At 31.3% G+C, this 16,155-nt stretch carries 14 protein-coding genes; 5 read left to right on the top strand and 9 right to left on the bottom strand.

The genetic code is table 11. The annotated features are described in order from the left end of the window. From H527_RS0100425 to H527_RS0100460, 8 genes are all read right to left on the bottom strand, one after another. Positions 1-504 carry a GbsR/MarR family transcriptional regulator gene (locus tag H527_RS0100425; RefSeq protein ID WP_027410879.1) on the bottom strand — a complete coding sequence of 168 codons (504 nt, stop codon included), beginning with the start codon at positions 502-504 and terminating at the stop codon, positions 1-3. Positions 505-1,393: 889 nt separating this feature from the next. Then, the gene (locus H527_RS0100430; RefSeq protein WP_027410880.1) at positions 1,394-1,891 is read right to left on the bottom strand and encodes a hypothetical protein; all 498 of its coding nucleotides are present in this window, start codon (positions 1,889-1,891) and stop codon (positions 1,394-1,396) included. 193 nt (positions 1,892-2,084) lie between these two features. Next, the gene (locus tag H527_RS0100435) at positions 2,085-2,462 is read right to left on the bottom strand and encodes a PH domain-containing protein (protein ID WP_027410881.1); all 378 of its coding nucleotides are present in this window, start codon (positions 2,460-2,462) and stop codon (positions 2,085-2,087) included. A 246-nt stretch (positions 2,463-2,708) separates the two neighbouring features. After that, positions 2,709-3,173, bottom strand: a complete 465-nt coding sequence (locus H527_RS0100440) for a hypothetical protein (protein ID WP_027410882.1) — start codon at positions 3,171-3,173, stop codon at positions 2,709-2,711. Positions 3,174-3,429: 256 nt separating this feature from the next. Continuing rightward, positions 3,430-4,443, bottom strand: a complete 1,014-nt coding sequence (locus H527_RS0100445) for a serine hydrolase domain-containing protein (RefSeq protein ID WP_027410883.1) — start codon at positions 4,441-4,443, stop codon at positions 3,430-3,432. A gap of 729 nt (positions 4,444-5,172) precedes the next feature. After that, on the bottom strand, positions 5,173-7,671 hold the full coding sequence (locus tag H527_RS0100450) for a zinc-dependent metalloprotease (RefSeq protein WP_027410884.1): 2,499 nt from the start codon (positions 7,669-7,671) through the stop codon (positions 5,173-5,175). Between the two features lie 328 nt (positions 7,672-7,999). Then, positions 8,000-8,686 (bottom strand): aquaporin Z, encoded by a 687-nt coding sequence (aqpZ, locus tag H527_RS0100455; RefSeq protein ID WP_027410885.1) that lies wholly within the window; start codon positions 8,684-8,686, stop codon positions 8,000-8,002. A 195-nt stretch (positions 8,687-8,881) separates the two neighbouring features. Further along, entirely contained in the window at positions 8,882-10,381 is a 1,500-nt protein-coding gene (locus H527_RS0100460; protein ID WP_027410886.1) for a hypothetical protein, read from the bottom strand. Between the two features lie 174 nt (positions 10,382-10,555). Here H527_RS0100460 and yiaA point away from each other — a divergent pair, with 174 nt between their 5' ends. From yiaA to H527_RS21070, 5 genes are all read left to right on the top strand, one after another. Next, positions 10,556-11,029, top strand: coding sequence for an inner membrane protein YiaA (gene yiaA / locus H527_RS0100465; protein WP_027410887.1), 474 nt, complete (start codon positions 10,556-10,558; stop codon positions 11,027-11,029). A 110-nt stretch (positions 11,030-11,139) separates the two neighbouring features. Beyond that, complete coding sequence (locus tag H527_RS0100470; RefSeq protein ID WP_027410888.1) at positions 11,140-11,544, top strand: hypothetical protein; 405 nt, start codon at positions 11,140-11,142, stop codon at positions 11,542-11,544. Continuing rightward, positions 11,541-12,281: a sterol desaturase family protein gene (locus H527_RS21065; protein ID WP_081414524.1), complete on the top strand. Its 741-nt coding sequence runs from the start codon at positions 11,541-11,543 to the stop codon at positions 12,279-12,281. Before H527_RS0100470 ends, H527_RS21065 begins: the two co-directional genes overlap by 4 nt. 4 nt (positions 12,282-12,285) lie before the next feature. Then, positions 12,286-14,136, top strand: a complete 1,851-nt coding sequence (locus H527_RS0100480) for a StlD/DarB family beta-ketosynthase (RefSeq protein ID WP_027410889.1) — start codon at positions 12,286-12,288, stop codon at positions 14,134-14,136. A gap of 16 nt (positions 14,137-14,152) precedes the next feature. Beyond that, positions 14,153-15,061 carry a DUF6999 family protein gene (locus H527_RS21070; RefSeq protein WP_035087031.1) on the top strand — a complete coding sequence of 303 codons (909 nt, stop codon included), beginning with the start codon at positions 14,153-14,155 and terminating at the stop codon, positions 15,059-15,061. Between the two features lie 380 nt (positions 15,062-15,441). On the opposite strand, the gene H527_RS0100490 is transcribed toward H527_RS21070, so the two are convergent. Continuing rightward, on the bottom strand, positions 15,442-16,044 hold the full coding sequence (locus tag H527_RS0100490; protein WP_027410890.1) for an SPOR domain-containing protein: 603 nt from the start codon (positions 16,042-16,044) through the stop codon (positions 15,442-15,444). Between the last annotated feature and the right edge of the window lie 111 nt (positions 16,045-16,155).

Consider the following 16,155-nt stretch of genomic DNA (forward strand, 5'->3'; position numbering starts at 1 on the left):
TTAAATATTGAATTTATTGTTGGTTATTTTTGTTCTTAATTCCTCAATAGAATTTGTTGCTCCATCAAGAAATTTTATGTAATCGTTATGAAAATTTAAATCGAATTTTTCTTCTTCATCTTCAATTTTATTATCGTTTATAATGCGCTTATACTCCTTAATCTCTAAATGTAATTTGCGTTCTTCTTGCCAGTTACTTACCATTTTATCAATGTGTTGAACAATTACATCTTTATTGATTACAAAATATTTTTTTCGATCACCAGTTTTGGTGAAATACATAATTTTATTTAAATCTTGTAAATGATTAAGATGTGTTGATATTGTACTTTTGCTAGCGCATAGAATTGTTACCATATCTTCAAAAGTGGTTCCTTTTTTGCCAGTAAGAATTATATAAGATAAGATGCGAGCTGCAACAGGTGCTAACTGTTCTCTATTCTCTAAATGCACACCTAATTTTTCAACTAATGCCATTTTTTCTTTACAAATATTATCTTTCATTTTTAATCATTTTATTACTGTTTTAAGACAACGAATATTTTTTTACAGTAAAATATTCTGCAAATATAATTTTTAGTTCGGAACAGTCCGAACTATCAGGACTTAAATTGTTGTTAAATAATTTAAGCCTCAATTGAGGTGATAATTCCCCGATAAGAATATATATTTTTGGTAGTATACCTTACAAGTTTGCTCTGGTGTTATTGATTTCAATACACTAAAACAATATAAAAACTAAAAGTAGTGTGAAATAGATGATTTTTTTAGGGCGAAACACCCATACCGACAAGGGGGTACCCCCTTATCGGTATGGGGTCGAGCCCAATAAGAGGTAGTTCGAGCTGATAATATATCGCTTCGAAGGGTCATTGTGCTACCCTTTAGCCCATAAGTTGACCCTTCGAAGTGATAATTTTTGGGCAGCAGGGCTTGGCAGGAGGGGTAAAAGCGATATGTTTTGGGGTCCAGGGCCATACAGAGGTGGTTCGAACTACCTATGGATGGGCTAGAAGGAGCTTAGAGATCCTTAGAAGAGTGTTTAAGGTACTTGTTACTTCCTTAATAAGTTTAATGTGGTATAGAAATATTATTTCTTTTCATTTTTATGACATGGATAATGTGTGTTATACGATTTACGGATGAGAATTGCGTATAAATAATTGCAAAGGTTTTTCGCTGGATTGATGAATCAAATTAAAGAATAGCCATAGCTATTGTTTCATTTTATGAAGAAAATATAGTAGAAAAAGAATGCGATTATATGCGAGATTTTTATTCGTAAAGACACCCCTTCAACAAGTGTTGTTTAGAGTACATCGAGAGGATGTTAATTTTAGATTATTTATCAAAAAGCTTGTTGAAGGGATGGTATATATGTTATATAGTTATACTATATTGACACTGTTTCACTATTAGTATCTCCAGAGTTTGGTATATTGTTTTTGTTAAATAGTACTTTCATATCCTGATATACTGTTTTTGCTCCTGGTTCGTTTTCTCCTGCCAAAAAACGCATCATTCGATAAAAACTTAATGCATTAGTATAGTTATCATGATCTAGTAAGGTTTTGGTATCTACTAATTGTTGTGCCAGATTTTCTAGTTGCTGTACGTGGGTTTCTAATTGTTGGCGAGTACTATAATCCCGATCAAATTCTTCTTTATCCAAAAAACGAGGGATCCAATTAGGATGCTGCTCCATATAATTTTTTGCTTTGTCTACAATGAGCTTGTTTTGGTTGGCAATCCGCCCGTATTGTCCTCGTTGCTCTGGAGTAAGATTAACTGTTTTGCCTTGTAATACCTCTTGGATATCTTTTATCCCTTTACTAAGTTTTTTTACTTCTTCAGGAGTAAGCGTTAAACTAATTAAATTTTCTAAAGCCATATTCTTGTGTGTTTAAGGTTATTAATTATTTTTTTACGACACAAGAATAGCATATGATAGTTTCATTTTTCGGGAGTGATATTATTTTAAGAGAGTTTTAAGAAAATTTTTGCATTTTTTAGATGTTTTAACCTGCATTGGATTAGGTGAAAAAATGTTTTATTGTTATTGCTTAAAAAAAAAATGATAATAATTACATTACTTTTTGTGCTAAATATCTTTGTACGGCATATACATCGATACTTTTATTAAATTTTTTACTTACGGTAGGGGTGTTTTCGCTAGAGATCCAAATTTTTAACTCTGCATCCAGATCAAAAGTCCCTGCGGTTTCTAAAGAAAATCTCGAAATATTTTTATAAGGCATGGATTTATATTCGGCTTTGCTTCCTGTAATACCTTGTACATCTATTAAGATTAGTCGTTTGTTGGTAAACATAAAAATATCGCGAAGTAATTTGAACCCTAGTTCGATTTGTTCATTTTCGATAAGTAATCGACCATATTTTTCGTTTAATTTTTCGGTAGATATTTCACTTGCGTTTCCTAATATTTTATTAAATAATCCCATTTTGTATTTTGGTTTTTTAGTGGTTGATTTATAGATGATTTTATTATATTAAGTCAAAGGTATACTTAAAGGAAGTAGCTTTTTTTAAAATTAAGATACTTGATTTTATTTTCTAAATATAACTAAATTAAGGGGTTTTGAGATTTAGGAAATAGATAATAATAAATAAAGCCTCTATAGAAAGTTTTCAGAAGGTTTTTTTAAAATAAATTATACGTTTTAGTAATTGCTATTATTGTGTCCTAGTTATTTTGTCCACTTTATTTTTACAGCAGATATTTTTTCTAATTCTAATCTGTTGTCTGCTATTTTTTTAAATTCATTTTTTAAATAAAAATCTAAAGGGGATTTGTATTGTTTTCCATTTTTTTTTATATCATTATTATGATCAATTACCCATCCGTTTAATTGAGTTTCTTTATTCTTTGCTAGATTAAGGATTTTTGTTCCAAATCCTTTTTTTTGTGTGTCTGTATCTAAAAGTATAGCAAACCATTTTTCGTTTTCACGAATAAAATCAAAGTACCACCCTTTAATATTTAGGCTTTTATCCATTATTAAAATGTGGGATTGTTCTTTTAAATTTTTTAGATAATTATCAAAATCAGTTAGAGTTTGATAATTTAATTTTTCAGGATATTCGTTATTCCAAAGAGTAAGAATTTCTGTTTTATGAGCTTTAGATAATTGAGTTAACTTAATAAATTCCATTTTGTTCTTTTTGAAAGGTTAGAAGAGGCTTAGCATTCGAATATGTTTTGCTTTTTAGGTTATATAAATATATAAAACCCTATTCTCGATAGCTCTGCTGAACTTGCCGAAGTATAATTTTTATTGATGTTATCTCGAGTCTTGCGGCAGGCTCAAGACAGGCTTTGTCGAGAGACTAATACAAAAAAACAACAATTGACGGGTTTTATGGTATTATATAAATAAAAAAGATTTAAAGGAGTGATAACACTTTTACTTACTTTATTAATTTCATTATTTCGATATGTACTTTAAATGTCTCTTTAAAATCATGTAAATCATTTGCTGTATTTTCTAAAATAATTAGGTTCATGTTTTTTTGAGGATAAAAATAACAAGTAGAAACAAAGCCTGGCGCATAACCTAAAGCACCAATTTGAATATTTTGTTCTCCATCCTTAAATAGTAAACCATATCCATATTCGACGGCATCAAAAATTGGATGGATACGAGTTGCATATCTTGTTGCCATCAATTTTAATGTTTTTTTTTGGAGAAGTTTTCCAGAGTATAATTGTTGATTCCATTTATTTAAACCCTCAACATTTGATATAAAAGAACCTGCTGCTACATAATTATATAGGCTATTAGGTGTAAATTCTAAAATACCATTTTCATTTTCTTCATACCCCTTTACAAGATGTTGATTATTTTTGTTTTTAGGATGAAGGATGTTTGTTAATTTAAATTGGTTAAAAATCTCGGTAGATAGCTTTTCAAATGTTTTGCCAGTTACTTTTTTAAGAATCTGAGCAAGCAATTCATAACCTAATTGTGAATAATCAAACTGCGAACCTGCCTTAAATTCTAGCGGCTTGTCTAATTTTTTAATTCCGTGAGTATGAGTAAGTAGTTGATGAATAGTTACTTCTTTTGACCAAGGTTGATCGATGTTTAATAAAAACTGATTGATTTTATCATCAAGTTTAATTCTTCCCTTTTCATATTCTCGTAATATTAATACGGCAGTTATTTGTTTACTTATTGAGCCAATTACGAATTGATCATTAAATTTTATGGGTATTTTTTTTTCTAAATCAGAATACCCAATGGATTTGGAATACACTTTAGTGGAGTCCTTTGTTAGAAGGACAACTCCATTAAATCTATTATTATCTATAATAGAGTCTATTTTTAAAGTTAATTCAGGATGGTTTATATTTTTTTTCTGTCCAATGATTTGGTAAGGAGTTAAAAAAATATAGACTAAAATAATAACATTAAACTTCATTAAAGGATTTTTGTTTTAAATGGTATTGTATTTGGCGTGTGCTTGGTACGAGTATATTTTTTTTGTTTTATCGAAGATAAATATTAATCCAGAAATAGGAAGCTCTTTGTATACAGTTTATACCAACGATAAATACGGATCAACTTTAATCTTAGTTTATATCATTTACATTTTAGATTTACCGTAATGAAATACTCTTTTATATTTCTACTTTAGAATGAAAATGAACCGTAGTAAATGTTATATTCCGTTTTTAATCCATATTGTGGAATTTAATTCTCGAGGCTTGCCTCGAAAGCAGAAATATATTTTTTTGGAAACATACCTAGTGAGCTTGCTCCGAGGTTCTTGATTTTAACCATAGCGATGCGATGCTAAAATCAAGAAAATAGGCCGTATTTATGGCGTATTCAAGCTTCATTACGAAGTTCTACTGCATAAAGCGGGTTTAATACGATTTACGAATAAAAATCTCGCATATAATCGCATTCTTTTTCTACTATATTTTCTTCATAAAATGAAACAATAGCTATGACTATTCTTTAATTTGATTCATCAATCTAGCGAAAAACCTTTGCAATTATTTATACGCAATTCTCATCCGTAAATCGTATAACTATTCTAATGAATAATCCGGTTTAAAAATATAAACGATGCGGTATTTGTTATTATAAAAAAAATCCTTGTCAGAGGGTTCTGACAAGGATTGTAATGGTATGTAGTGTGTTCTTATTTTTTAGGTTCTAGAATGCTAGTAATACGTTCTGCAATATCTTGCAGGTGGTATTTAGTCATCGTATTAGAACTTCTATTTACAGCATTTTTCACTTCTCTACGCAGAGTATTTAATTCTGCTCGTACTACCGCTCTTATATCACTTTGCGATGCATTTACATCAGTGCGTACGACATAGCGTTTCATTTCTTCTGGGATTTTAGGTTGCTCTTGGGTCATTAAAAACTGCATTCTGTCTATATATGCTCGTTGTAGATTACGACGATATACATCTATAGTTTTACCACGAGGTAGCTCCGCCCATATTCCTGATCGTAATTCGGTCATCATATCTAACAGAGTATAGGCATCTTTTTTGTATAAAGCTTCGTTTTCAATTAGTCTTGCCATTCTGCCATGATCTAACAGGTTGTCTAACGTTTTTACTTGGGCATTACGAATACGTTCTATATTTCCTGCGGATTCTATCTTATCAAAAATATTTTTATCTAATAACCAATCTGGAGTGGTAAATAGTTGCTCCTGTAAAAACTGCATAGCACGTTTTTGGTTGGTTTTGGAGACATGAGAGTATACAGCACCTTCTTGATCATAGGTTTTGTTATATTCATATACACCACCAATATTAGCAGATACATGTCCCATATATCGGTTATATTGAGATAATACTTGTTGGTAAATAGTGTTTAGATCCTTGTAGTTTTTACCATCTTCGGCAGTCCATTGTATTAAATTAGGTACAATTCTTTGTAGATTTTTAATTCCATAATCGCTGGCTTTTACAGCATCATCTCCAAGGTCTTCGGTTTGAGAACTAGGGTCGATAACGTCAAATTGTTGTTTACCAAATCGGTACATAGGATCGTTTTGGTGTTTTAGTATCCAATTGTCTAATGTTTTCTTTTCTTCTTCTGCGGTCTTGTCTAAAATAGGTTTGTATCCCCATTGTATTGCATATTTGTCATAAACGCCAATATTAGGCATAAGTGCGACATCTCCATCTCCTGGTTGCGCTATATAATTAAAACGAGCATAGTCCATAATAGAGGGGGCGGTACCATATTTTTTGGTAAATACAGGATCTCTAAGAGATTCTACAGGATAGGCAACACTACTACCCATATTGTGCGGTAGCCCTAATGTGTGTCCTACCTCGTGTGCAGATACAAAGCGAATCAATCTGCCCATTACTTCGTCTTTAAAAGCTACACTTTGTGCTTCGGGATTAATGGCTGCGGTTTGTACAAAAAACCAATTACGTAATAGTGTCATCACGTTATGATACCAGTTTATATCACTTTCTAATATTTCGCCTGATCTAGGGTCACTTACATGTGGTCCATTAGCATTTGGGATAGGGGATGCTAAGTATCGTACTACGGAGTATCGTGCATCTTCGGGGCTCCAATCTGGATCTTCTTCTGGAGATGGTGGATCTTTGGCAATAATAGCATTTTTAAATCCTGCATGTTCAAAAGCAACTTGCCAATCTTCGATCCCTTGTTTTATGTATTTAACCCATTTTTTTGGTGTAGCACGATCGATATAATATACTATTTGTTTTTTAGGAGTTACGAGTTCTCCACGTTTAAATTTTTCGATGTCCTCATCTCGTACTTCAAGTCTCCATCGATCCAGATATTGTATGGTTTTGCTTTCTTGTGCTTCTAATCCATAATCTACTTGTCCGCGAGCAAACCATCCAACCCGTTGATCAAAGTAGCGACGTTTCATAGGGGTTTTAGGTAGTAAAATCATAGAGTTACTCATCTCTAAAGAGATAGATCCTGTACTTGCGTTAGATGGAGGCTCTGCTGCATTATAAGTTTTTACATGGCGTGCCTCTATATTTAAAGGGTAACTTCTAATGGTATCGATATAAGATCTGTTATCGTCTAGTTTAGATATTTTATATTTTTTACGTTGTCTCTCAGGAAATCCTAAGGCTTTAACATCGGTTTTGTATAATCCAGTAACTTCGATTACAGTAGTGTTATTATTAGTATTTGCAGAGTCTTTATGAAAGGCTTGTATAGGAAACGCATATAATACTGGTTCGAAATTAGAGTTTTTTACAGCTTCATGAACAGGTAGAGAATCTGATGCGTAGACTTGATGAGATACTACACGTAATAATATTTGTTTGTTTTTCCGTTGCCAGCGTAATACTTGAGTATTCTGTTTTCCTCCTCCAAACCCGATACCTGTTGCAGTTTTTGCAATACGGGTTACCATAAGCATTTCTCTGTTTAGTAGTGAATCGGGGATTTCATAATAATATTTATCTTCTAAAGAGTGTACCGTAAACAAGCCTTTGTCTGTTATAGCTTTTTTGGTAATTACTTCGTTATAAGGCTTTATAATGTCTTTTTTTTGATCTGTTTTTTTAACATCTGTTGTTGATGCTTTTTCTTTTTTAGATTGAAGAACAGAACAATTAGAAGTTGTGATTAAAACTATGAGTAGTAGTAATCTAAATGTATTTTTGAACATGTGATAATTTTTAATTTGCGGAAGGTAGTAAAATAAGAAAAATGTTTATGTGAAAGTAAGGTTAAAGGTTTATGCAGATAGGTTACATCTAAAATGGTTACGTTTTACAAAAAATAAACAGTGTTTTATTGCTGTAAATGTAAAATGTAAACGGTGTTGCTATAAAATAAAACCTCTCTATCATAGTAATTTAGATAGAGAGGTCGTTCCAATTCCCTTTTTTTTGGTTTTCGTATTTTTTATGTTTACGTATTGTAGTATTATTTACTACAATACGAGGGTTATATTATTATAAACGATACCAAGATGTATAAAAACTGGTTTGTTTTTAGTCGTTTTCTGGGGATATAAATTTATAGATAAGCCCAGCAAATATTGCTCCTATAATTGGTGCAACCCAAAATAGCCATAGTTGCTCTATTGCCCAGCTACCTGCAAATATTGCTTGACTTGTACTTCTTGCTGGATTTACAGAGGTATTGGTCACAGGTATGCTTATTAAATGAATAAGAGTTAAACCTAGTCCTATTGCTATTCCTGCAAAGCCTTTTGGTGCTTTAGAGTGCGTTGCACCCAAAATAATGATCAAAAACATAAAGGTCATTACAATCTCTGTTATCAAAGCCGATAACATATTATAGCCTCCTGGGGAATGTTCTGCATATCCATTGGCAGCAAATCCACCAACTTCAAATCCTGATTTTCCAGTAGCAATAAGATATAATATCCCTGCACCAGCAATACCACCAAGTACCTGAGCAGCAATATAAGGCAGGAGCTCATTTTTATCAAAACGACCACCAATCCACAAGCCTATAGATACTGCGGGGTTTAGATGACAACCTGAAATGTGCCCAATAGCATACGCCATAGTTACAACAGTTAGACCAAAGGCAAGAGATACTCCTGCAAATCCGATTCCTAATTCGGGATATGCTGCTGCTAGTACAGCACTTCCGCATCCTCCTAATACCAACCATAAGGTTCCGATAAATTCTGCAATTAATTTTTTCATGTTTAGTTACTTAATATAATTTATTGTTAATAATGGCGGGTATGCTAATCACTAAAGTAAGTATATTTTGTTTTATTACCGCGAAATTACAGACACCTTTTTTAATATTTTTATGGAAATCCGTATACTAAATAAAAACACACATAGATCTGTTATCTACCTGTGTATAGTGTGCATGTAATATAATTATTTTTGTTACGAGAGTCCCTTTGTAGAATTAATGGTTACTAAATCTAAGGTGGTTTTATAGAGATCCGTATCAAAAATTTTAGATTTTATCCAAGCATAAAAACTCATATCAAAAATATCTTCTTTTTGTGATGTAGAGGTAGTAAGTGTTTGTAGTATCTTGTCTTTAAATACTGTGGTAGTGGCTATTTCTGGCTTATTGTAATAAGCAGTAGCTAGTTTTAAAAAAGAAAGTACTCGTGTGTCTTCATTATTTTTTAAATACAGTTTATGTTTTTTCTTAAAACTAGCAATTCTGGATTCTACCACCTCGATATGATCTAGCTCAATGTGTAATAAGATTTCAATCAGGTTTTTTTTGATTACCCAAGCAATACCTGCTTTTTCGGTATACCAAATGTCACTATGGTAAAAATCATTGATAGTGTTTAGGGCTTCTTTAAACTGCTGCTGTTGAAAATAGAATACAATAAGACTTAATTTAATATCTAAAACATAAGAAATCTGGTCTTTATGTTTTTCATAATCAAAAGCATCCAGCATTGTAATAGCTTTTTTTGCTTTACCTGTATAGTTAAGGTTAAGAGATTGTACCAGAATGTATTGTGGATAAAACTGTTTATGATATTTTTGTTGGTATTTTTGCATTTGCTCTTGCATACTCTGTAAATATAGCATAGAGGTTTTAAAATTTTTATTTCTAAAATAAGAATTGGCTACATAATACAAGATCTGAATATGATAAAACAAGTGTTTGTCTATTAGGTTTTCTTTGGTATCGATTTGCTTATAAGTTTCTTCTACAAAGGGTAAAATAGTATGGTAATCTCTAGTAACATAAGCTGTTTTATTGGTAATCTCTAATATTTTAAACAGAGATCTAAAAGTAAAATCTTGGGTGATAGATAACCCGAATTTGGATAAAGTACCTTTAATAATAGGCACTACGTCCTTTTTTTGTTGTATTAGTTCATGTTGTACCGTAGCATAAAACAAGTTTAAGTTTTCTTCTTGTTGTAAAGATTTTTTATTGTTTTTAAAATGAATAAGCAATGCCTCTAAAGAGGTGGAAGTATTAAGGTGTGCATACTGTATCTGAGTATAATAGATTTCATTAAGAATGCTAAAAAGAGCATATTCTTTTGCTTTTTGCTCTGCTTTTTTAATCGTTTTAAATGCTATTTTGTATTGTTTTTGCTCAAAAAAAATCCTACTAACTCTTAATAATCTTATAGTTTCCATTTCTTCAGAAGTTTCTTCTTCAAAACTTTTAGAAGCTATAAAATCAATTAAAGTATCGTGTAGCCTTTTGCATAAAGCATGGTATGCTCCTTTAGCTTTTTTGCCATAAATAAGGATATCCAAATCTTTATGAGTAGTGGTACTGTCTAAAAGTTTAAATAACTGTATGTTTTTGGTATCGCTCCTTTTGTTTTTTTGACGTAGTAAATTTATAAAACGTCGTTTTTCTTCATTAGATAAGGTGTGTATAATCGAAGATAACATATATTATATAGTAAGTATTTTGTGTGTAAAAATACTATAATTGTTAATATATGTATTTTTTTAATTAAAATATATCATAAGTTTTTTTGTAAAATAGAATTTTATATCCAAGTAGATCATCGCACATTTGTCTTGTCAAAATAAACAATTGAATAATCATCAAAATCAATTATTATGAATTATAAGTTTAGCGGAGATGTATCTGAGGATACTATCGAAAATGTAACAAAAAAAGAAAAGAAAGTATACGACCAAAAGCCTACACCGGCATTTATATCTGCATCTTGGGCAGCACTTTTTGTAGGGATGATATCGTATTGTATCGGGTTATGGAATGCAGGAATGGTTCTTAACGAAAAAGGATATTATTTTACAATTCTGCTATTTGGATTATTCTCGGCAGTATCCGTACAAAAAAGTGTACGAGACAGATTAGAAGATATACCTGTTACTGATATGTATTATGGAATAAGTTGGTTTACTACACTTGTTTCAATCTTGCTATTAATCATTGGTTTATGGAATGCAGATCTGGAACTTAGTGAAAAAGGGTTTTACGGAATGTCGTTTGCCTTAAGTTTATTTGCTGCTATTGCAGTACAAAAAAACACTAGAGATAAAAAGTTTATTGAAAACAGTAAAAAGTAATCAAAAGAAGGGACCTTAGGGGGGCTTGGGGTCTCTTGTTTTGATGATTATAAAAGGCAGCCGTATAGTTGCGGTTGCCTTTTTGTAATAAACCATTAAAAAAAGTATAGATGAAAAAAGTATTATTTATTATTAATACATTAGCTTTTGCAATTACCTTGGGATGCTATATAACAATGGGAGAGATAGGAGGATTGTATATTCAGATTTTTCTTGGATGTATTCAGATTAGTATTGGATTAGGTTTTTTTATTCGATGGAAAAAACATAGTAGCACCATAAAGAAAAATGTACTAGTGTATTGGAGTATTGTATTGCTATATAGTATTTTGTTTTTATTAATAATCGAGAAAAGCCATGTTTATAAGGATGTGGAATTAGTTTTTTTAGCGATCATACCTATGAGCATAGCAGCATATTCTGTATGTATTACCTATCTAAATATGAGATATAAGAAAGTTCTGGATACGGTAAGTATTTCTATAAACACCATACAGAAAAGAAATGTAAAATGAATAAAGAGTTGGTTTATACCATTATTTATGAATATTCTTATATACAGCTTTATTGGCTTACCTTTTTCTATTTCTTTGCCTTGTATTATGGTATAGCACCTGTGTTTAATAGAGTGTGTATATGGTTGGCAAGTAAAGGGATAGTTTATAAAATACTTAAAAAAGAAGCTACAAAAAGACAAAAGAGGATAGAGAAGATACATTCTCTAAAGTCGATTTTTGTTTTTGGGTTTTCGGTACTGCCAGTAGTGTATTTAATGAGATCAAATAGTACTGTACTACTGCCAGACACAGTATTAAATATCGTATTAGGGATACTATTATTAACCTTATGGAATGAGATTCACTTTTTTTTGGTGCATCGAATAATGCATATTCCATTTTTTATGAAACATGTGCATAAAACTCACCATAAATCTATAACCCCAACAGTATATTCTGTATTTAGTTTTCATTGGTTTGAAGCTTTACTTTTAAGTACAGTTCCGCTTACGATACTTCCGTTTGTGCCGTTTTCGCCTATAGCAATTTTTTTATACCCTTTGGCAAGTATATTATTAAACTATTCGGGACATTGTAATTATAGGTTTGGAAAAGGAAATGGAGCGGATTGGAAATTATTTGGTACCCGACACAATGCACATCACAGTACATTTAAAAAAAGCTATGGATTTGCATCGCATATCTTAGATAAATTAAGTAATAAAATACGCCATCAATGGCAATCAAAAAAATAAACAGATGAAAAATGTATATATAACAAGTTCTGGTATCTATTTACCAAACAAACCAATATCGAATGATAAAATAGAAGAGTATTTAGGCAAGATTAACGGACAAAAAAGCGCTGTAAAAGAACGTATTTTAAAGCAAAACGGAATTAAACAACGTTACTTTGCTATGAATACTAAGCAAGAAAGTACACACTCTAACGCGCAACTTGCAGTAAAGGCTATTGAGAAAGCTATGGGTAAAAGTACACTTAGTAATAAAGAAATAGAATTGTTATCTACAGGAACGACTCAAGCAGATTTACCTGTTCCTGGATTTGCAAGCATGGTACATGGTGGACTGGATTGGGGGACTTGCGAAGTAGCAAGTTTTCAGAGTGTATGTGCCAGTAGTATGATGGCCTTAAAAAATGCGTATGTACAAATAAAAGGAGGAGATAAACAAAATGCAGTTTGTGTAGGAAGTGAATTTGCTAGTAGACTTTTTAAGGCATCCAGATTTGAAGCTCAAAAGATGAAATCTGTTCCTTTTGATACAGAATTTTTAAGATGGATGCTATCGGATGGAGCAGGAGCATTGGTGTTAGAAAATAAGAAGAGCACAAAGGGAATATCTTTAAAAATAGAATGGATGGATATTAAGTCACACGCTAATACTTTTCCTGTATGTATGTATACTGGTAAAAATGATAATAAAAATGAATCGGAACAGACTTGGTTGGATTATCCTAATTATGAATCAGCATCAAAAGCAGGAGCTATAAATCTGAAACAAGATGTTAGATTGCTTACTAAGGTCGTACAAACAGGGGTAGGACATTACTTTGAGCTAATTGATAAGGGGATGATAAATCCAAAGGATATAGATTGGTTATGTTGTCATTATTCTTCAGAATATTTTAAAAAACCTATTAAGGATCTTATGGAAAAAGGAGGTGGAGGAATTTCAGAAGAAAAATGGTTTAGTAACCTTACTAGTAAAGGAAATACAGGTGCCGCATCCATATTTATAATGTTAGAAGAGTTAATGTATTCTGGTAATTTAAAAGAAGGACAATCTATATTATGTATGGTTCCTGAAAGCGGTCGGTTTATTACTTCGTTTATGAAGTTGACCGTTGTTGGTGAGCATGATGAAATCCAGAAAGGATATCCAATTAGAGAAATTGAAGCTCCAGAGCTTCATATAAATGAAGATAAAGTATCGCAATGGCTGGTTAGAAATCTCTCTAGAGTTTGGATAGATTTTGAAAGCAATTTGTTAAAGGTGCCTATAGTAGAAAAGATACATAACAAAACATTACGAATAGAAGACTATAAGTTACTTTTAATAGATTTAAGACAGCAAGTAATTGATGGATCTCAGTGGATATCACGAGCAGCTTCTAATATTGATATCGAATTATTCGACCTGCGTTCTGCTTTTATAAAGCATACGGCAGCAGAGCATAAAGATTATCAGATGTTAGAACAAAATTTTGAAAACCTTGGGGAGGATATATCAAAAATACAATCTGGAGAAAAAAACATAGGTAGTATGGGACTTTCTTCCTTTATGTTTCAACAAGCTAGTAAACCAAATCCCATAGATCTTTTGGGAGCAATGTTTATTATAGAAGGTATTGGTAAAAGACTTGCGGCACACTGGGGAACAATGATTAAAGATCAGTTAGGCTTAAATGAGGATCAGGTTTCTTTTTTTACGTATCATGGTGTTGCAGATGAAAAACATTTCGAAAACTTAGAAAAAGCATTAAATCATCCTTTAATGCATATGGGGTTGGCAAAAGAAATAGTGAAAACCGCAAAAACAACAGCGCTTTTATATGAGATGCAATTAAAGGAATTAGGTAATTATTAATCTATACATAAAACGAATGAAAAAAGATATATTTGAAATAGAAACACATGACAACAGGGATCCTAATCCATGGTTAGCTCTATATTTGGATAATAGTATCCCTATTAATGATACTACAAAGAAAGTTTTGATGTTGGATAATGACTCCAGATCTGCAAGATATCTACAGCCATTACTGGTTTTTTGGTCAAAAATCACCATGTTTTTTATCCATATACTAAAATTTTTCTTTCCAAAGTTGTTTAACTCATCTAAGTTTTTGCATATCATTTTAGCATGGGGACTTAAGCGTTTTGTAAGCCCAAATGCAAACTTGTTAATATTTAGACATTTTCATGTAGGTAGCGAAATTTTACAATTTATTGCTGGTAATATTAAAGGGATTGATATAAAAACAAGCCCTTTAAAACCAAAAGATTTTAAGGATGTAAAAGACGATTTATTTCTTAATCACGACCTTAATTTGTTCAATTTTGTAATTAATTTAAATAGTAAGTTAAAAGAAAAAGGAGAAACTATTAGTTATGTAAAAGAGTTGGATACAAGTATGATTTCTGAAGATCAATTTGACCATATTAAATTTCCAGACAAATGGACTAATATTTTAGATTTAAGATCTGCTATCGAACTTTTTACACCTTTTTATCAACTTTTTTTAACAGCCAATGATTTTGTTAGAGCCTCTAATTCTTTGCAATTGGATGAAACTATTGCAGTTTATGTTTCCCAAATATTAGGAACGCCAGGTCATCTGGGGCTAGTAAATAACAAACATCCTATGGTGCCCAGAAGTACATACTCTGCTGCGTATAATTTGGTGTTACATGGTTTGGCAGCCGAAACCTTACATGAAGTGTTGGTTAATATAAAAAAGGAGAATGCAAGAGATGGGATTGTGGTTCCTAAAAAAGGACAGGAATATTAATTGAGGTATATATGTTATACGATTTACGAATAAAAATCTCGCATATAATCGCATTCTTTTTCTACTATATTTTCTTCATAAAATGAAACAATAGCTATGACTATTCTTTAATTTGATTCATCAATCTAGCGAAAAACCTTTGCAATTATTTATACGCAATTCTCATCCGTAAATCGTATAAGTTGTTAAAAATAAAGACTGTTTATTAACTTATAATAAGATCTTAAATAAAATTGTCTAAACAATTTTATTTAAGATCTTGTATAATTAGCCGTAATAAAACAAGTTTTTTATAAATTACTTATCTATATGCTTTGTTCTGATCAGATAGCAGTAAAAAGAAATATTTTATTTTGGGAAATACCAAAAAAGTATGCAAGCTACCAGGCTTCTTCGATTTTAATACGTTGTCCATTTTGATAAGAGGCAATAAATGCATTTTTAAAGCCTAATCGAACGATTTCTCTACGAAAGATCTTAGCTTCTTCTAGAGTTTCGAAATTCCCTAAAGCATATTTGTTATACCCTTCACTTTTAATTTCTTTAAAATTCACAAAGTTTTTAGAATATAGAGACAAGTCTTTGCTCTCAAAAGCTCCAATTTGTACTGCGTATACTTTTTCTCCTTTTAAAGAGCCCGCAGATGAGTTATTAGAACTACCTATTTCTTCATTCATAGAAAGGTTCTGGATGGTTTCAGTTAACTCGGTTATCTTATTGTCTCTTTGGGCAACTTCAGATTTATACTTTTTTTTAGTAACCATATTGTTTGGAGTATTAAAATTCATAAAATACACCGTTCCGGCAACTCCTAATAATGCAAGAATGCCTAATATGATAGTTGCTATTTTAAACTTTTGATATTTTTCCTGTTCGTCTTTTATTTCTTTGGTACGCATATAATCTGCAGTACGTTTAGACTCTTCAGCTTTTTCTATTTGATCTTTATAATTTTGTAATTCTTCGTCTGTTATAAAAGGCATCTGATATGTATTTGGATATTCAAATATAATTGATTCTTGCAAAACTTCAACATTTTGTATGCTTTAGCAATTTTAATAACATACATATAAGTAAGGTTATAGAGGATAAAC

Source organism: Aquimarina muelleri DSM 19832 (assembly GCF_000430665.1).
Lineage (GTDB): Bacteria > Bacteroidota > Bacteroidia > Flavobacteriales > Flavobacteriaceae > Aquimarina > Aquimarina muelleri.